18 protein-coding genes are annotated in these 18,816 nt (G+C 38.9%); 6 read left to right on the top strand and 12 right to left on the bottom strand.

Annotated features, from left to right (window positions below):
- Positions 1 to 14 precede the first annotated feature (14 nt).
- From pheS to nth, 4 genes are all read right to left on the bottom strand, one after another.
- Entirely contained in the window at positions 15 to 1,100 is a 1,086-nt protein-coding gene (gene pheS, locus AC0QT4_RS01545; protein WP_473199947.1) for a phenylalanine--tRNA ligase subunit alpha, read from the bottom strand.
- A gap of 96 nt (positions 1,101 to 1,196) precedes the next feature.
- A complete protein-coding gene (gene rplT / locus AC0QT4_RS01540) occupies positions 1,197 to 1,598 on the bottom strand; it encodes a 50S ribosomal protein L20 (protein ID WP_473199946.1) in 402 nt (133 codons plus the stop codon).
- 33 nt (positions 1,599 to 1,631) lie between these two features.
- Positions 1,632 to 1,835, bottom strand: coding sequence for a 50S ribosomal protein L35 (gene rpmI, locus AC0QT4_RS01535; protein WP_004856146.1), 204 nt, complete (start codon positions 1,833 to 1,835; stop codon positions 1,632 to 1,634).
- A 152-nt stretch (positions 1,836 to 1,987) separates the two neighbouring features.
- Positions 1,988 to 2,737 (bottom strand): endonuclease III, encoded by a 750-nt coding sequence (gene nth / locus AC0QT4_RS01530; RefSeq protein ID WP_473199945.1) that lies wholly within the window; start codon positions 2,735 to 2,737, stop codon positions 1,988 to 1,990.
- Between the two features lie 119 nt (positions 2,738 to 2,856).
- On the opposite strand from nth, the gene AC0QT4_RS01525 reads away from it, so the two are divergent.
- Together AC0QT4_RS01525 and AC0QT4_RS01520 are read left to right on the top strand one after the other, a co-directional pair.
- Positions 2,857 to 3,285, top strand: a complete 429-nt coding sequence (locus AC0QT4_RS01525; RefSeq protein ID WP_473199944.1) for an Hsp20 family protein — start codon at positions 2,857 to 2,859, stop codon at positions 3,283 to 3,285.
- 29 nt (positions 3,286 to 3,314) lie between these two features.
- Positions 3,315 to 3,566, top strand: a complete 252-nt coding sequence (locus tag AC0QT4_RS01520) for a BQ00720 family protein (protein WP_473199943.1) — start codon at positions 3,315 to 3,317, stop codon at positions 3,564 to 3,566.
- Between the two features lie 510 nt (positions 3,567 to 4,076).
- On the opposite strand, the gene AC0QT4_RS01515 is transcribed toward AC0QT4_RS01520, so the two are convergent.
- Entirely contained in the window at positions 4,077 to 4,664 is a 588-nt protein-coding gene (locus AC0QT4_RS01515) for a transglycosylase SLT domain-containing protein (RefSeq protein WP_473199942.1), read from the bottom strand.
- 97 nt (positions 4,665 to 4,761) lie between these two features.
- The gene (locus AC0QT4_RS01510) at positions 4,762 to 5,946 is read right to left on the bottom strand and encodes a DNA recombination protein RmuC (RefSeq protein ID WP_473199941.1); all 1,185 of its coding nucleotides are present in this window, start codon (positions 5,944 to 5,946) and stop codon (positions 4,762 to 4,764) included.
- A 90-nt stretch (positions 5,947 to 6,036) separates the two neighbouring features.
- On the opposite strand from AC0QT4_RS01510, the gene def reads away from it, so the two are divergent.
- Genes def through truA form a run of 3 tightly spaced genes read left to right on the top strand, consistent with a single transcriptional unit; the run spans position 6,037 to position 8,241 of the window.
- Positions 6,037 to 6,567 (top strand): peptide deformylase, encoded by a 531-nt coding sequence (gene def / locus AC0QT4_RS01505; protein WP_473199940.1) that lies wholly within the window; start codon positions 6,037 to 6,039, stop codon positions 6,565 to 6,567.
- The gene (gene fmt, locus AC0QT4_RS01500; RefSeq protein ID WP_473199939.1) at positions 6,567 to 7,496 is read left to right on the top strand and encodes a methionyl-tRNA formyltransferase; all 930 of its coding nucleotides are present in this window, start codon (positions 6,567 to 6,569) and stop codon (positions 7,494 to 7,496) included. Before def ends, fmt begins: the two co-directional genes overlap by 1 nt.
- Position 7,497: 1 nt before the next feature.
- Complete coding sequence (gene truA, locus AC0QT4_RS01495) at positions 7,498 to 8,241, top strand: tRNA pseudouridine(38-40) synthase TruA (protein WP_473199938.1); 744 nt, start codon at positions 7,498 to 7,500, stop codon at positions 8,239 to 8,241.
- A 32-nt stretch (positions 8,242 to 8,273) separates the two neighbouring features.
- On the opposite strand, the gene AC0QT4_RS01490 is transcribed toward truA, so the two are convergent.
- Positions 8,274 to 9,137, bottom strand: coding sequence for an LOG family protein (locus tag AC0QT4_RS01490; protein WP_473199937.1), 864 nt, complete (start codon positions 9,135 to 9,137; stop codon positions 8,274 to 8,276).
- A gap of 106 nt (positions 9,138 to 9,243) precedes the next feature.
- On the opposite strand from AC0QT4_RS01490, the gene dapD reads away from it, so the two are divergent.
- Entirely contained in the window at positions 9,244 to 10,092 is an 849-nt protein-coding gene (gene dapD / locus AC0QT4_RS01485; protein ID WP_473199936.1) for a 2,3,4,5-tetrahydropyridine-2,6-dicarboxylate N-succinyltransferase, read from the top strand.
- A 74-nt stretch (positions 10,093 to 10,166) separates the two neighbouring features.
- Here the strand turns inward: dapD and lepA are convergent, their stop codons facing one another.
- The 5 genes from lepA to dnaK all read right to left on the bottom strand — a co-directional run bounded on the left by lepA (position 10,167) and on the right by dnaK (position 18,449).
- Positions 10,167 to 11,972, bottom strand: coding sequence for a translation elongation factor 4 (lepA, locus tag AC0QT4_RS01480; protein WP_473199935.1), 1,806 nt, complete (start codon positions 11,970 to 11,972; stop codon positions 10,167 to 10,169).
- Positions 11,973 to 12,398: 426 nt separating this feature from the next.
- On the bottom strand, positions 12,399 to 13,313 hold the full coding sequence (locus AC0QT4_RS01475; protein WP_473199934.1) for a DMT family transporter: 915 nt from the start codon (positions 13,311 to 13,313) through the stop codon (positions 12,399 to 12,401).
- Positions 13,314 to 13,346: 33 nt separating this feature from the next.
- Entirely contained in the window at positions 13,347 to 14,252 is a 906-nt protein-coding gene (argB, locus tag AC0QT4_RS01470) for an acetylglutamate kinase (RefSeq protein ID WP_473199933.1), read from the bottom strand.
- Positions 14,253 to 15,252: 1,000 nt separating this feature from the next.
- Positions 15,253 to 16,398 carry a molecular chaperone DnaJ gene (gene dnaJ / locus AC0QT4_RS01465; protein WP_473200029.1) on the bottom strand — a complete coding sequence of 382 codons (1,146 nt, stop codon included), beginning with the start codon at positions 16,396 to 16,398 and terminating at the stop codon, positions 15,253 to 15,255.
- A gap of 158 nt (positions 16,399 to 16,556) precedes the next feature.
- Positions 16,557 to 18,449, bottom strand: coding sequence for a molecular chaperone DnaK (dnaK, locus tag AC0QT4_RS01460; RefSeq protein ID WP_473199932.1), 1,893 nt, complete (start codon positions 18,447 to 18,449; stop codon positions 16,557 to 16,559).
- Positions 18,450 to 18,816 lie beyond the last annotated feature (367 nt).

Here is an 18,816-nt window from a genome sequence, read left to right as displayed (position 1 = left end):
AAGCTATGATAAGATCACACATTTCTTAAACCAGAGGAAAAAGCAGGCATATCAAAGCAGCGAAAGCCATAATGATCTATCCAGCGTAGATCAGCATCAAAAAAAGCCCGTAAATCCGGCATACCGTACTTCAACATGGCAATGCGATCAATGCCCATTCCCCAAGCAAAACCTTGGTACTCATCAGGGTCAAAACCAACATTTTTCAATACATGAGGATGTACCATTCCACATCCTAAGATTTCTAACCAATCCTCTCCCTCCCCAAAACGTACTTCTGAACCAGAACGATTACATTGAATATCAACTTCCATAGACGGTTCAGTAAAAGGAAAAAAAGAAGGACGAAAGCGCATCTTTACAGAAGGAACTTCAAAAAATGCTTTACAAAAGGTCTCATGAAGCCACATCATATGTGCAATGGTGGAAGTTTTATCAATGACAAGACCTTCTACCTGATGAAACATTGGTGAATGCGTTGCATCCGAATCCATGCGGTACGTTTTTCCAGGAATAATGATACGGATCGGTGCTTTTTGCTTTTCCATCGTACGAATTTGTACAGGTGATGTATGGGTACGTAATAATTTCCGCTCTCCCGTTTTATCAACATCAAAAAAGAAGGTATCATGCATTTCGCGGGCTGGATGACCTTCAGGAAAATTCAATGCTGTAAAATTATAATAATCTGTTTCAATATCTGGCCCCTCTGCAACAGAAAAGCCCATCTTCATATAAATGGCTATAAGTTCTTCAATCACTTGTGAAATAGGATGAATGCGCCCTCGTTCTATAGGTGAAGAACGCACAGGCAAAGTAATATCAACTGTTTCACTAGAAAGACGTGCATCCATTACTTGGCGTTTAAGAAGCTCACGCTTTTGTGCCCATAATTCTAAAACGCGATTTTTTAATCCATTAAGAACGGGGCCAACTTTATGGCGTTCTCTAGCATCCATTGTTCCTAATGCTTTTAATCTTTCAGAAATACTGCCTTTTTTGCCTAACGCCGCAATACGCACTGCTTCAAGAGCTTGTTCATCACCAGCTGCTTCTAAAGCTGAACAAATCTCTTGTTCCAAACGCTCAATGTCGCTCATATTTTCTGCCTATTTTTTTAATAGAAAAAAACCCGCACTCGTAATAACCAGTACGGGATCCCGAATAAATGAATGCTTTAAGAGAACACGACTGGCTTATTTGACAGCGCCTTCAAAAGCATTAGGTGTTGTATTTTTCAAATATTCCAAAGCCTTCTTTGCGGAAGCGACTAAAGCAGAAAATGCTGCTTGCTCATGAATTGCTATATCCGAAAGAACCTTACGATCAACCTCAATACCCGCTTTTGATAAACCATCAATAAAGCGTCCATATGTTAAACCTTCTGCTCGAACAGCTGCATTAATTCTCTGAATCCACAAAGCGCGGAAAGTCCGTTTTCTATTTTTGCGATCACGATACGCGTATTGTTTTGAACGATCAACGGCTGCCTTTGCTGCACGAATAGTATTTTTACGCCGACCGTAAAAACCTTCAGCCTGTTTAAGAACTTTTTTATGTTTAGCGTGTGCTGTCACACCTCTTTTTACACGTGCCATGTAATATTCTCCTAAAAATCAAAAGCGTAAGGTCTATAAACCATTTGGCAAATAATACTGAACAACTTTCTGAGCATCTTGTTCGCATAAAACCATCGTTCCACGTGCATCACGAATAAATTTATTCGAACGCTTAATCATGCCATGGCGCTTCCCTGCAGCTGCTACTTTAACTTTGCCTGACGCAGTGATTTTAAACCGCTTCTTAGCGGATGACTTGGTCTTCATCTTGGGCATTTTGCTACTCCATACATTTTATTCATTCAAGTGAATTTATTTCTTCAAGCGGACCAACGCCTGAAAAAGCATTTAAACAGCCACGGCATGCCCTGCCGGGCGGTTTCAACAGCATTTTCATAAGCTAGTATAGACAAAATAGCAAGAGTATATCAAAAAAAAATCGGAGCACCGTTTCCTTGAACTTCAACCAAAGGTGCTGGAATGGCATTTGTTTTGATTACGGCTTTACACAGATCAGCAATAATGCATTGCCTACAGTGTGCTTTACGCGCTTGGCAAATATAACGTCCATGTAAAATGAGCCAATGATGCGCATGACGAAGATAATACACTGGTATAATTTTTAACAACCTTTCTTCAACAATATCTGGTGTTTTGCCAGGCGCTAAACCGAGGCGGTTTCCAAGGCGAAAAATATGCGTATCTACTGCTAGCGTAGGATAACCAAAAGCGACATTTAAAACAACATTGGCCGTTTTACGCCCCACTCCAGGAAGAGTCATAAGTGCTTCACGACTATTAGGCACTTGGCCATCATATTGATCAATTAAAAAACGGCACAGTGCATAAACATTACGCGCTTTTGCACGCCAAAGACCAATGGTACGAATATGACGTGCAATCTCCTCTTCTCCCAATGCAATCATTTTTTCTGGTTGATCAGCAAGATGAAATAATTCTTTTGTTGCTTTATTAACACTCTTATCTGTAGCTTGAGCCGAAAGAATAACTGCAACCAAAAGCGTAAAAGCATTGGTGTAGATAAGATCACTCTTAGGTATTGGGCGTTGAACAGAAAAACGGCGAAAAATTTCTTCAATTTCTTCTTCCTCGTACAATATTTCAGAAATTTCAGAAGATTTTTGCACCCTTGACAATTTACTTGTTCTTTGAATCATTGAACTCTCTCATCTTCTTCTCTTGAAGTTATCACCCACACTCGCCATATGAGAGGGATGCAGCAAACACTTTTTATAGAGTTTGGTCAAGTAAAGCCGCTTTGAAGAGGAAATTCACAATGACACATGTGACGCCTTTCTCCAATCCCTTTCTTTTAGGATTTGAAACGATAGAAAAAACGTTGCGACGTATTGGTAAAGCTGATGAAACTTATCCAGCCTATAATATTGAACGTTTAAACAAAAACGATGACGCAAATCATATACGTATAACTCTGGCTGTTGCTGGATTTAAAGTTGATAATCTTAATATCTTGCTCGACGACAATCAATTAATCATTCACGGTAAGCAAACAGATAATCAAAACCATCAATATTTATATCACGGTATAGCGGCACGGCAATTCCAACGTACTTTTGTTCTCGCAGAGGGAATGCATGTTACAAATGCCGAGTTGAAAAATGGTCTCTTATCAATTAACCTACACCAACCAAAATTAAAAAAACAAACAAAGCAGATTCCAATCGGAGTCAGTGAGAATGAGTAGTACAAATTAAAGCGTAAAGGAAGAATGAAATGGGAGAACACAAACAGAACTTGTTGTTGCAAGATACTACCCATTTTGATGCGGGGCAGATTGCTTATTTAAAAAGGGTTTGTACAGATGATCTGGCAAAAAAATTTCCAGATCTTCCACCAATGACCCCAGGTATTACAATATGGGCTCTCTTTGCTGAAACGGGTTATCCGATCATTTTATCTGATGAGCGTTCTCTTGCTCTTGCGGGTGCGAATGAGCATGAATTGCAACTTGTAACTCTACATTAACCTGTTTTATGAAAAGCAGCTGAAGTCTCTTCATAAACTCTCTTAGTCGGTCATGCTCAATAGAGTACGGTAATGAGTTTTTTATACATAAATTGAAAGAAAATTTTTTCAATTTCAACAGCATCACTCTTTTCAAAAAGTACCGTTGCGCTTAACTTTGCACTCTTCCACTTACCATAGCATCAATTTTTTAAGCAAACGGTATCTGTATCTTCTTTTTCATACAAGGTATAATTTTGCTGAGAAAAATCTTTACTGAGCGGTGCTCTTTGCGATATTTTAATTTAGCTTTTATACTGAACTTTTTACTTCTTAATATTGCTCCTTTCTTTAACAAAGATCTTAAAAAAAATCTTCTCCAGAATATTCTCAAATATATTCAAAGGCTCAAAATCCTTCAATATCTCCAATGTAACCCCAAAAACCATATTTCCTTATAGGCATTATAGGCACCCCTGTATGCGTATTCATTTTAAAACGATGCCAATCTTTAACTTAGAATATTCTTTTCTAACGCCATCCACATGTCCTTAATTGCTGTTCATAACTTCGAGAGAGATTTGCCATACGCTGTGCCGCTTGTGCAAGTGCTGTAGAAACATAACCTCCACTGCGCGCATAAGCACCATGACCCATATGATAATTTAAATAAAGACTATAGGCATCATTAAATCTCACACTATTGCGTTGAATAGTTTGACGATGATACCAGGCAACAAAATCAGCAGCATCTGCAAAATTGGTCCGTCGCGCAAAAGATCTCCCTCCAGAACGCTGATACATCGCCCAAGTGCTATCAAGTGCTTGTGAATAGCCATACGCTGTCGACCGGCGCTTCCATGGAATAAAACCAAAAAGCTTTGTGCGTGGCGGGCGTGCATTGTGACGAAAATTTGATTCCATCTTAATGGTTGCAAGAATAGTAGACATAGGAATTCCGTAGCGCATTTCTGCACGTTTAGCAGCTTTCCCCCAATTATCAAAAAAACCATTTTTCTGTGCCAAAATAGCACATGCATTGTTTGTATACAGGGGGCGGCTTGTTGCACATCCCCCCAGCAAAAACACCAATGCTCCTAAAAACAAAAGGTGTCGCATATTTTCTATTCCTCTCATTGGGAAATAAAACGAGCTATAGGTACAAAAAAATTATTACCAATCAATGAAGAAGTCTTATGACATTGAAAAGATTAATTCATTCCTCATCAACCAAACACAATTTTTGCGACTGAACAGGAGCAGTCATTTGTATTGGCTTTGAATCTTTTTCTTTTAATTCAAAAGTTTCAATACGATTAGCCCGTTTCATAATTTTGGAAGATGATATTAAAATTGAGTCTATATCTTCACCTGCTTTGGAAAAATGTTTCTGTAAAGCACGAACACGTGTATCCATTCGTCCAAAATCTTCCATTAATTTTACCACTTCCGATTGAATCAAATGCGCTTGTTCACGCATTCGCGCATCTTTCATTATGGTTTGTACAACCTGAACAGATAACATCAACAAAGATGGCGATACAATAATCACATGTGAACGATTGGCTTTTTGTACCAATGGCTCAAAATCTTCATAAATTGTTGCAAAAATCGACTCTGATGGCACAAAGAGAAAAGCAGTATCATGTGTTTCTCCAGGAATTAAATATTTCTGCGCAATGTCGCGAATATGTACTTCCATATCAGTGCGAAATTGGCGTTCGGCCTCCTGACGCTCTTGAGCTGAGGCTGCTTTACGCATCGCATTCCAAGCTTCCAAAGGAAATTTAGCATCAACAACAAGAGAAGGTGCCTTATTAGGCATATGAATGAGACAATCTGGGCGTTTTCCATTGGAAAGAACGGCTTGAAAGACATAGGCATTCGCTGGTAGAGCATCAGCAATAATTGCTTCCATCCTCCCCTGACCAAAAGTACCACGCGTTTGCTTATTGTTTAAAATAGCCTGTAACTGAACAACTTGTCCTGTAAGCGATTGAATATTATTTTGTGCCGCATCAATCACTGCTAAGCGCTCTTGTAAACGATTTAAATTTTCATAGGTAGATTTGGTCTGGACCTGAAGAGTTTGACCCAAATTGGTGGTCATTCCATTGAGTTGCTCACTGATAGATTTATTTAATTCGGCTTGTCTTTGACCAAAAATTTCTGCCATCGTCTGCATTCGACCTTGCATTTCAGCCTGTGTTTTCAACAATGTATCCATCTGCATTTGTGCCTCACGAGCACGTTCAGCAAGTTCACTTTCCAAAAGTGCCTTTTTTCGAGAAGAATTTATCAACAGACAAAAAGCTAAGCAAACAATTACAAATAAAAGTAAAATCATCCATTGGGCAAAAGAAGCACTAAAGAACATAAAAGAAGAAAACGAATCAACCATAAAAGGTAATATAACGTTCTCACTGTAAAAAAGTACAAGAATCTGTTATTTTATATTGACCCAAAACAAACCATTGATTAATTTACACTTATGCCAATTAAATCTTTAGTTACTTTACCGGATCCGATTTTACGGGAAGTGTCCAAGCCCGTCGAGCATATCGATTCAGCTCTCCAAAAGCTTGCTGATGATATGTTGGAAACTATGTATCATGCTAAAGGCGTTGGTCTTGCCGCTATTCAGATTGGCATACCGCTCCGTATGTTGGTTATAGATATCTCTGGAAATGAAACCTCAAAAAATCCACTTGTTATTATAAATCCTGAAATTTTATGGCTTTCAGATGAACGAAATGTTTATAAAGAGGGTTGCCTTTCCATTCCTGAATATTATGCAGAAGTTGAACGTCCCAAACGCTTGTGTGTCCGCTATCAAGATCGCGAAGGAAAGCAAACGGAAATTGAAGCAGATGATCTCCTCGCTACTTGTTTACAGCATGAAATTGATCACTTAAATGGATGTCTTTTTATTGACCATATTTCGAAGCTTAAACGTGATATGGTAATACGGAAATTTAAAAAACGCGCAAAAGAAAACAATACAGAGGAAGCACTTTTGTAATGGCATTACGATTAAGTTTTATGGGAACACCTGATTTTTCCGTTCCCATTTTACAGGCTTTGTTGGATGCTGGTCATGATGTTGTTGCTGTTTATAGCCAGCCCCCTCGTCCTGCAGGGCGTCGCGGTCTTAAACTTGTTCCCTCACCTGTTCAAAATGCAGCACAAGAGAGATCCATTCCTGTATTCACACCTCAAACACTTAAAACAGCCGAACAACAAGCCCAATTTGCAGCACTTTCTGTTGACGCTGCTGTTGTTGTTGCCTATGGACTCCTCCTACCGAAAGCTATTCTTGAAACCCCCCGTTTTGGTTGTTTTAATGCCCATGCTTCACTGTTACCACGTTGGCGTGGCGCTGCACCTATTCAGCGAGCAATTATGGCTGGTGATAAGGAAACGGGGATGATGATTATGAAAATGGATGAAGGACTTGACACTGGGCCTATCGCTCTTTCTCACTCCATCCCTATCACCGATAATATGACAAGCTTTGAACTTTCAAATAAACTTTCACGCATAGGCGCAAAACTTATGGTAGAGACTCTATCAGTTCTTGAAAAAGGACAGCTTATACTCACCCCACAATCAGGGGAAAATATAACCTATGCCTCTAAAATCAAAAAAGAAGAAACTCGCATTGATTGGACAAAGCCTGCAGAACTTATTCATAGACAGATCCGCGCACTCTCTCCCTTTCCTGGTTGTTGGTGCAACATGAAGATTGGGGACAAAGAAGAACGCGTAAAAATTCTTGGGAGTCGTTTAACAACAGGAACTTCTCTTGAAATTGGTCGGGTAGAACCAGATTCTTTGATTATCCATTGTGGACACGGGCGTCTTGAAATAACCCATCTGCAAAAATCTGGTGGTAAAATTCTTGATAGCGCAACATTTTTGCGAGGCGCTCATATTTCTGCTGTTTTTTAAGATGCCCCGTTTTAAACTCACCCTTGAATATGATGGCTCAAATTATGCTGGTTGGCAACGCCAAGCAGAGCTTCGTACCATACAAAGTGCCCTCGAGCAGGCTATTTTTTACTTCTCTGGACAACAAGTAACCATTACGACAGCGGGTCGAACTGATGCAGGTGTCCACGCTACCGGACAAGTCGCACATGTTGATTTTGAAAAAAACTGGCACACGCATACTGTACGCGATGCACTCAATGCCCATTTACAAAAACAGAAGGAAAATATTTCTGTCTTGAATGTACAAAACGTTCCTGATAGCTTTGATGCGCGATTTTCTGCTATCAGACGCCATTATCTTTTTAAAATTCTCAATCGCCGCTCTCCACCAGCTCTAAACGCCAAACGCGTGTGGTGGCTGCCAAAACCCCTCGATGCTGAAGCTATGCATGAAGCTGCACAGAAACTTGTAGGACGTCATGATTTTACCACTTTCCGCTCAGCGCATTGTCAAGCCAAAAGTCCTATTCGCACGCTTGAACGCCTCGATGTTCAAAGGGAAGGAGAAGAAATTTTCCTCTATGCGCAAGCCCGCTCTTTTCTTCATCATCAAATTCGTTCATTTGCAGGAAGTCTTATGGAAGTTGGCATTGGACGCTGGACAGTAAGCGACCTTGAAGCAGCTCTTCATGCTAAAGATCGCACACGTTGTGGTGTCGTCGCGCCTCCTTCAGGACTCTATTTGACAAAAGTTGACTACTAACTCCCCTGTAAAAAGCATTTTTCTAAAAGTGGCTAAGAAAGCTTATAAAAGGAACGGATTTTTTCAAAAGCTTCCACTGCTGTATCAACAAATGTTATAAGTGTGAGATCTGAAGGAGAAATTGTACCTTGCGCAGATAAATAATCAAAATTAATCACATTGTTCCAAAATTCTTTTCCAAATAACAAAATTGGAACCTTTTTCATCCGTCCCGTTTGCATTAAAGTCAGCGTCTCAAACAGCTCATCCATAGTCCCAAATCCGCCAGGGAAAACAGCTAATGCCTTTGCACGCATTAAAAAATGCATTTTGCGCATCCCTAAATAATGAAAATTAAAACATAAATGCGGAGTCACATAAGAATTAGGTGATTGTTCATGGGGTAACACAACATTCAAACCAATTGTTGGTGCACCAACATCAAAAGCGCCGCGATTTCCTGCTTCCATTACTCCTGGACCTCCCCCTGTGACAACCACAAATTCACGATACTCGGTCGTAGCAGAATAGCATGAGCACAAACGTGCAAATTCCCTTGCCTCATTGTAATAATGTGCCATAGCATGCAAATTCTCCTTTTGCGTTTCATTTTTTGCTGCCCATGCTTCTTGCCCAGGTTCAGGAATACGTGCACCACCAAATAAAACAACGGTTGATTGAATATCACATTCTTGGAGTATTATTTCTGGCTTTAAAAATTCAAGACCAATACGTTGTGAACGTAGTTCAGGACGCATCATAAACTCTTGGTCAAGATAAGCCAAACGATAAGTCGGTGAACACATTTGCGTTGAATTAAAGACTTTATTGACCTGTTGTAGAGCATCCTTCACATGAAGAAATGAACACCAACTGTTTTTTTCTTCTTTTCGTTTTTCTTTATAGCCTTTTTTCATGCATCTTTCCTATTTCTTCATCGTTTTATTGACTGAAAACATTTCTTGGCGTAGGTCATAGACAATAAATCTTGAAGCTTTCAACTTATTTAATGGAACCGCGATCATGACTCATCTTACACAACTTGAAATGGTTATTGAAAAAGCATTTGAAGAGCGCAATTCTATTAATACCATGACAAAAGGTGAAATCCGCGAGAGTGTCGATTATGCATTAAACCTTCTCGATAAAGGGGAGATCCGTGTTGCTCAGCGTCAAGAAAATGGGCAATGGTATGTACACCAGTGGTTAAAAAAAGCTGTTCTTCTCTCTTTTCGGCTTAATCCTATGCACCTTATTGCCGGTGGAATAAATGAAACATATTGGTGGGATAAAGTCCCTTCAAAATTTTCTGGTTGGCAAGAAGCCGACTTTAAAAAAGCTGATTTTCGTTGTGTTCCTGGAGCAATTGTCCGTCATTCTGCCTATATTGCTTCCAATGTCATCTTGATGCCATCCTTTGTCAATCTTGGTGCCTTTGTCGATGAAGGGACAATGGTGGACACGTGGACAACTGTTGGATCTTGCGCACAAATTGGCAAACATGTTCACCTTTCTGGTGGCGTTGGTATTGGAGGTGTTTTGGAACCACTGCAAGCAAACCCAACGATTATTGAAGATCATTGTTTTATCGGTGCACGATCTGAAATCGTTGAAGGCTGTATTATCCGTGAAGGTGCTGTTTTAGGAATGGGAGTCTTTATTGGAAAATCGACGAAAATTATTGATCGTACAACAGGTGAAATTTTTATCGGTGAAGTACCAGCTTACTCTGTCGTTGTTCCAGGTTCTCTTCCGGGAAAACCACTCCCAAACGGTGAAGCAGGTCCGAATCTTTATTGCGCTGTCATAGTAAAACGTGTTGATCAAAAAACACGAGAAAAAACGTCTATTAATGATCTTTTACGTGATTAAAAAATATTCCTCAAAACTTTAACAAAACAGCGAAATACAAAAGTGTAATCAATGAAGAGGAATGCATTTTTTCATTATTTACTCATTTTGAGCGCTTGAATAAAAGCTGATTGGGGGATTTCTACTTTTCCGAATTGGCGCATCCGCTTTTTCCCCTCTTTTTGCTTTTCTAAAAGTTTGCGCTTACGAGTCACATCTCCACCATAACATTTAGCCGTTACATCTTTACGCAACGCACGAATTGTCTCACGGGCAATAATTTTACCACCTATCGCTGCTTGAATCGGAATCTGAAACATGTGCTGAGGAATAAGGTCTTTCAGTTTTTCGCACAACGAACGCCCACGCTTTTCTGCAATAGTGCGATGCACAAGCATCGACAATGCATCTATAGGCTCTCCATTTACCAAAATAGACATTTTAACCAAATCGCCCTCTGCATAATCCTTCATTTGATAATCAAAAGAAGCATATCCCTTCGAGATTGATTTTAAACGATCGTAAAAATCAAACACCACTTCGTTCAACGGCAAATCGTATGTAACCATAGCACGTGTTCCAACATAGGACAAACTAACCTGTACCCCACGCCGTTCTTGGCAAAGTTCTAAAATTGAACCAAGATAGTTATCAGGAGTCATGATTGTAGCCCGAATCCACGGTTCTTCGATGGAAGAAATTTTAACAATATCAGGCATATCGGCTGGATTATGCAATTCTTTAACAGAACCATCATTCATATTCATGCGATAAACAACAGAAGGTGCTGTCGCAATTAAATTTAAATTAAACTCACGCTCTAATCGCTCTTGAATAATCTCGAGATGAAGAAGCCCTAAAAAGCCACAACGGAAGCCAAATCCTAAAGCCGCTGATGTTTCCATTTCAAAGGAAAAACTCGCATCATTTAAACGCAATTTACCCATCGCTGCACGTAAATCATCAAAATCGGCGGCATCAATGGGAAAAAGTCCACAAAAGACAACCGGTTGCGCCGGCTTAAAACCCGGCAAAGCCTCTTCACAAGGACGGCGCTCTTCTGTAATGGTGTCACCAACCCGTGTATCCGCAACCTCTTTAATAGAGGCCGTTATAAAGCCAATTTCTCCAGGACCTAATTCATCCATCTGAATCATTTTGGGAGTAAAGACTCCCACCCGTTCAACTGGATATTTCGCTCCCGTCCCCATCATACGAATGGTTTGTCCTTTTTTCAAAACACCATCAATAACTCGCACCAAAACGATAACGCCAAGGTAACTATCATACCAACTGTCAACCAACATTGCCTTTAAAGGCTTGTGAACATCACCAGTCCGCGGAGAGGGCAATTGTGTAACAATTGCTTCCAAAACATCAGGAACACCCAAACCTGTTTTCGCAGATATTTCTACGGCTTGAGAAGTATCGATGCCAATTACATCCTCAATTTGTTCTTTAACCCGCTCGGGTTCTGCTGCTGGAAGATCAACTTTATTGAGTACAACGACCAATTCATGAGAATTATCAATAGCTTGATAAACATTCGCTAATGTTTGTGCTTCTACCCCTTGGCTCGCATCTACGACCAGTAACGAACCTTCACAAGCTGCGAGTGACCGCGAAACTTCATAAGCAAAATCCACATGTCCCGGCGTATCAATAAGGTTTAAAATATAGGTTTCACCATCCTTTGCTTTATAGTGCAAACGAACCGTCTGGGCCTTAATGGTAATCCCACGTTCGCGTTCAATATCCATGGAATCGAGCACTTGCTCTTTCATCTCACGAATCTCAAGTCCTCCTGTCATTTGAATCAAACGATCAGCCAAGGTCGACTTTCCGTGATCAATATGCGCCACGATGGAAAAATTACGGATATAATTACGATCTACTGTCATAAGGGCGATTTAGCAAAGAATAGCACAAAAGGCAAAAACCAATTGCACCTCTTCGAAAACATTTTAAAAGAATATAAATAAAAAAAACTTCTCAAAACACAACACTTCATAATCTAAAAAATAAAGCTTTCGTTTGCTAAACTTTCTATAAATAGCTGAAAGCATTTAAATACTCTTACCTTTTTCATATTTGTTGGTTCTAATCACTCATATACCTCTATAATGTGAGAAATGCATAGAGAGTTAGACTTGTGATTACAATTCTCACAAAGTGCTCTTTCAATTCGTAAACAATAAGAAAATATATTTCTAAAAGATTCTTTTTCTCTTCTTTCTTAAAAGTAAAAAAGAGAATCTCCCTTATTTTGATAAAAAAATAAAAATAAAAACATCATAAAATAAAATCATAACAAGAGAGAGGAAAAATTAATCAATTTTTTTAATCACTTTATCTTTTTTACGCCATTGTGAAGGTTGTAATTCAGCCACGACGATTCCAATCAGGATGAGCGCTCCTCCTAATAAAGCTAAAGGGGATAAAAGCTCACCAGCTAAACGCCCAACAATACCAGCCCATACCGGTTCACCTGCATAAATAAGTGTTGCACGCGTAGGCGAAATAGATTTTTGTGCCCAATTCATTGCCAATTGAATGATAGCACTCATCAATGCCAATCCAGCACCGATACTCAGCCATATCCATGAAAATTCAGGAACACTTTCCCCCATTAAAGGCATACAAAAAAATGAAAACAGACCACTAAAAAATAACTGTATAATCGTTACGCGTCGACTATCAACTTTGTTGGCAAAAATTCCAATGAGTATAATTTCTCCAGCAATTGCTAAAGCACCTAACAAAGTTAAAATTTCACCTTTTGAAAAATCAAAACTTCCTGGATTTTGTCCAGAAATAAGGACAAGACCAATAAAAGCAAAAATAATACCAACCCAACAGGCTAAACGGGGCGGCTTTTTAAAAGCAATCCATTGCAATATTGGAACCATCGGAACATAAAGCGCCGTGATAAAAGCCGACTGACTACTCATAATCGTTTGGAGCCCTGTAGCTTGTAAAGCGTAACCCAAAAACATCCCTAAACCAATAGCCATTCCCGCAAAAACTTCATAAACAGTTATATCCTTCATAGAGCGCCCAAAAATTGCCCCACAGATCAATGATGCAATAATAAAGCGAAATCCAACAAAGAAGAGAGGACCGCTATAGCGTACGGCAATTTGAGTCACTAAAAATGTAATACCCCACAATATTGTCGCAGCAAATAAGGCTAATTCTGGCTTGCTCAATAAAGAATTTTTCAACTGTTTTATATTAATCATAAAAGGTCTTTCCCTTCAATTCTTCCCTCTACCTTATGAAACAATAAGTGTTCCAACCCCTTGTTTAGTAAATAGTTCTAGCAAGACAGAATGGGGGGTTTTGCCGTTTAAAATGACAACACCTTCTACTCCATTTTGGAGAGCCTTTATACAAGTTTCTACTTTTGGAATCATCCCCCCTGAAATCGTTCCATCTCTGATGAACTTTTCAGCTTCAGAAATTGTCAATTCTTTTAAAAGATTACCGTGTTTATCCAAGACACCAGGAACATCGGTGAGAAATAAAAGGCGCTTGGCTTCTAATGCACCGGCAATAGCTCCAGCAAAAATATCAGCATTGATATTATAGGTTTTGCCATCACGACCTGGAGCTACAGGAGCAAGAACTGGTATCATTTCAGAACATGCTAAAAGATCCAACAATGTGCGATCAACTTCAACAGGTTCACCAACAAATCCCAAGTCTAAAACACGCTCAATATGTGAATCGGGATCAATGACAGTTTTATACGCCTTTTCGGCAAAAACCATATTGCCATCCTTGCCACATAATCCTATTGCCCATTCACCTTCAGCATTAATAAGAGCAACAATTTCCTTGTTTATGGAACCTGCCAAAACCATTTCAACCACTTCAACGATACGCTCATCGGTTACGCGTAAACCGTTTTCAAACCGTGATTCAATCCCCATTTTCATCAAAATTTCAGCAATTTGAGGTCCCCCACCATGAACAACAACGGGGTTAATTCCTGATTGCTTTAATAAAGCAATATCACGCGCGAACGCCTGACCCAAAGTAGCATCACCCATAGCGTGACCGCCATATTTTACAACCACTGTTTCATTTTCATATTTTTGCATATAAGGTAGAGCAGACGATAAAAATGCTGCTTTTTTTTCAAAAATATCCGCAACATCGCTTTCAACATCATCCATCAAAAAGCCTCCTCATCACTTTTTACTTACTCTTAATGGAATTTAGAAAAGTGAAAAAATTTAAAACAAGTTTTACTCTATCCATCCACCCTGAAAAACGTTCATTTTCCTTTCAATTACCACAGAATTCATAATGAAATGGGACAAAACAGCTTTCTTAAAAAGAATTATCCTCTAAAAAACAAAATGGGCATGCAAAATGTTATTGCTTGATGACCTTATATATAAAATTTGGAAACAGAATTCAGAATAATTTCAAAACCACGCCGTACAATCAACTCGCTGATTTTACCCCATGAATCTTTAACAATGAATATAAATATATACAATCACTGATTTTATGAAATGAAAATAAAGAATTTTTATAGTAGAGAAATTAATATAGCTAAATAAGAAATAATCCGGTCGTAGATATATCCTATTTCAGTCAATTATTTAGATCTAAAAGTGCATCTTTTTCTAGGAATTGAAAGCAAGAAATATCAACTCTATGATCCATCACTATAGATGTTATGGAAAAAATAATACCTTGATTTATAATGATAATTCACCATTTTCAACAGAAATAAAAACTTCTCATACAAGAATATCCCCTCCATTTCTAACTCCTTTTTATGATGAATCAATAACAACTATTCATTTACAGATTACAAATGGTATAGGTATGTAGATAAAACAGTTTAAAAAGCACTAAAAAGTTTCTTATGATACATCTCAATGTAAGAGCAATAGTGGAAGCTAACAAGCAAATGATAATATCAGCTTATTCCAAACATTACACCAGAAAATCTGTAGCATAATACAGTTTTTAACCCTAAAATCATAAGAAATTCCCTGAAGAGAGCTGTAAAATCATTCAATTGTCTCTTCTGTTCATCATGGTTCTAGTAGCAGAAGCCATATGCAGATAACAACAGGAAAGCATCTTAAAAATATCCAAACCTACTTTCTTCAAGAAAGAAAAAATGCTCATCTTTCCCAAAACTATCATGCATATTTATTAGTTTTGCCCCGAGATATTTTCAAAAAATTCTTTCATGCGTGAAAAAAAACCGTGCGATTGTGGTGAATTTTCATGATTTGAAAGCTTCTCAAATTTTTGCAATAATTCGCGTTGCTCTTGTGTTAATTTTTGCGGTGTTTCAATAGTGATATGAATATAAAGATCTCCCCTTACTTGTTGACGACGCAACATGGGCATTCCTTTTCCTTTAAGGCGGAACTGACGCCCATTTTGTGTCCCTTCTGGAACTTTAACACGCGTTTTAACACCATCAAGGTCGGAAACCTCAAATTGACCCCCTAAAGCAGCTGTTACCATCGAAATAGGAACACGACAATGAAGATCCGCCCCTTCTCGCTGAAAAAACTCATGCGGTTTAATAGAAAGAAAAATATAAAGATCACCGCTAGGACCACCACGAATACCAGCATCTCCTTCACCAGAAAGACGAATACGTGTACCATCTTCAATGCCAGCGGGAACATTCACACTCAATGAACGTTTTTTCTCTACCCGTCTCGTCCCCTGACATTTTGGACATGGATCCGTAATAGTTTCACCACGCCCATGACATGAAGGACATGTTCGTTCTACAGAAAAAAAACCTTGTGCGGCACGCACACGACCTGCTCCATGACATGTTCCACAAACTTGTGGCTTAGAGCCCTTTTTCGCGCCTGTTCCTTCACAAACATCACAAGTAACCGAACTAGGGATATTAATTTGTGCGGTTTTTCCTGAAAAGGCCTCTTCCAAGGTCACTTCCATATTATAACTCAGATCTGCACCACGCTCGCGGCCATCATTGCGTTTACGGTGCATGCCCCCCATAATTTCACCAAAAAAATCTTCAAAAATATCCGAGAACCCACCACCCGCAGCAAAACCACTAAAGGGATTTGCTCCCTCTCGGCCACTGTTTTCAAAAGCTGCATGACCAAATCGATCATAAGCAGCACGCTTTTGAGGATCTTTCAGAACTTCATAAGCTTCGCCAATTTCTTTAAATTTCCGCTCTGCTTCTTTATCCCCTGCGTTGCGATCAGGATGATATTGCATTGCCAACTTACGAAAAGCAGATTTTAATTTTTTATCATCACATTCGCGAGTTACGCCAAGAATTTCATAATAATCTACTTTCATCATGTATTCCTGATAATTTCCTGTCATCCATCTTCGTGGATAATATTTGCTTTTAATTTATATTTTTAGCAAAAAAGTTGCAACTCATCCCAAATGATAAAGCCCAACCTTATATTTCAAAGGCCGGGTTTATCAAGAGGTCACCACATTTGCCTACATTACTTCTTCTTATCATTAATTTCTTCAAAATCAGCATCAACAACATCATCATCTTTTGTATCAGTTTCAGTTTTATCTGTTGCTGCTTGCGAAGCTTCATACATAGCCTGCCCAAGCTTCATACTCACTTCTGCTAGTTTTTGCATTTTTGCTGTCACTTCTTCAGTGTCAGTGCTCTCAAGCACAGATTTTAAATCAGATATTGCAGTTTCAATCTGTTCTTTATCTTCAGCTGATACCTTATCACCATATTCCTTCAGCGATTTCTCAGTTGAATGGATAAGAGCTTCAGCTTGATTTTTAGCTTCTACACCTTCACGGCGCTTTTTATCCTCAGCGGCGTGTTCTTCTGCATCTTTTACCATTTTTTCGATGTCAGCGTCACTTAAACCACCTGATGCTTGAATACGAATTTGATGTTCTTTACCAGTTCCTTTATCTTTAGCCGAAACATTGACAATACCATTTGCATCAATATCAAAAGTAACTTCAATCTGAGGTATACCACGTGGTGCTGGTGGAATACCAACAAGATCAAATTGAGCTAATAATTTATTATCATTAGCCATTTCCCGTTCACCTTGGAAAACACGTATAGTCACTGCATTTTGATTATCATCAGCTGTCGAAAAAACCTGTGACTTTTTAGTTGGGATAGTGGTATTGCGTTCAATAAGTCGTGTAAAGACCCCACCCAACGTTTCAATCCCCAAGGATAAAGGCGTTACATCCAAGAGCAAAACATCTTTCACATCACCCTGCAATACCCCACCTTGGATAGCCGCTCCCATTGCTACAACTTCATCGGGATTAACACCTTTATGTGGATCCTTGCCGAAAAATTTTTGCACAACTTCTTGTATCTTTGGCATACGTGTCATGCCGCCGACTAAAACAACTTCGTCAATTTCACCCGCTTTTAATCCGGCATCTTTTAATGCAGCTTTACAAGGCTCGATAGTCCGCTGAACCAGATCATCAACTAGGGATTCAAATTTTGCCCTCGTCAATTTCATCGTTAAATGTTTTGGACCAGATTGATCCGCGGTGATAAATGGCAAATTAATTTCTGTTTGTTGTGAAGAAGAAAGCTCAATTTTTGCTTTTTCTGCTGCTTCTTTTAAACGCTGCAACGCTAATTTATCATTTTTTAGATCAATCCCTTGTTCTTTCTTGAATTCATCGGCAAAATAACCAACGAGGCGCATATCAAAATCTTCACCACCTAAAAAAGTGTCTCCATTGGTCGACTTAACTTCAAAAACACCGTCTCCGATTTCAAGCACAGAAATATCAAATGTACCGCCACCAAGATCGTAAACAGCAATAGTTTTGCCGTCTTTTTTATCCAAACCATAGGCTAAAGCAGCAGCTGTTGGCTCATTGATGATCCGCAAAACTTCAAGCCCTGCAATTTTACCTGCATCTTTGGTAGCTTGACGTTGTGCATCATTGAAATACGCAGGAACAGTAATAACCGCTTGCTCAACTTTTTCACCAAGATAAGACTCTGCGGTTTCTTTCATCTTTTGTAAAATCATCGCTGAAATTTGTGATGGAGAATATTTTTTACCCCCTTCTTCCACCCAAGCATCACCATTATCGCCTTTAACAATTTTATAAGGCACAAGTGCTTTATCTTTTTCAACCATGGGGTCATCAAAACGACGGCCAATTAAGCGTTTAACTGCAAAAACCGTCCCTTCAGGATTCGTAACCGCTTGCCGTTTAGCAGGTTGCCCAACAAGTCGCTCTCCACCATCTGTAAAGGCAACAACAGAAGGTGTTGTACGGGCTCCTTCTGAATTCTCAATAACCTTTGCATTTTTACCATCCATAACAGCGACACAAGAGTTTGTCGTCCCCAAATCAATACCAATTACTTTTGCCATATTATAATCTCCATTCAGCAAGCTACCTCAACCTTCATCAAGCATCTTTCTAAGACAGCTCCTCATAAAACTTAAAAGCTCGCACCTCACTTTAAAGTTACACAAACAATAAACTGCAAGTCGCAACAGCCTTTCTGCTCCGTATATAAGAACAGGCTCTTATCGCTACAAGGGAATAATGAGAGAAACATTCTTAAAATAAAATTTTTCTCTAAAAATAAGCATTTTAATGACGTGCAAATACCTTTATTTAAGTAAGACAGACTTTTTAGTATGTCTTACTTAAACTAATGCTCATAAATATATCACTTTAATAGCACTTGAAAAAATAAAAGATAATAATAGATCTTTCCCTTTTATTTCTCAT

The sequence above is a fragment of the Bartonella sp. EBT8 genome, from assembly GCF_055796165.1.
This window is presented reverse-complemented; position numbering and strand designations above follow the sequence as displayed.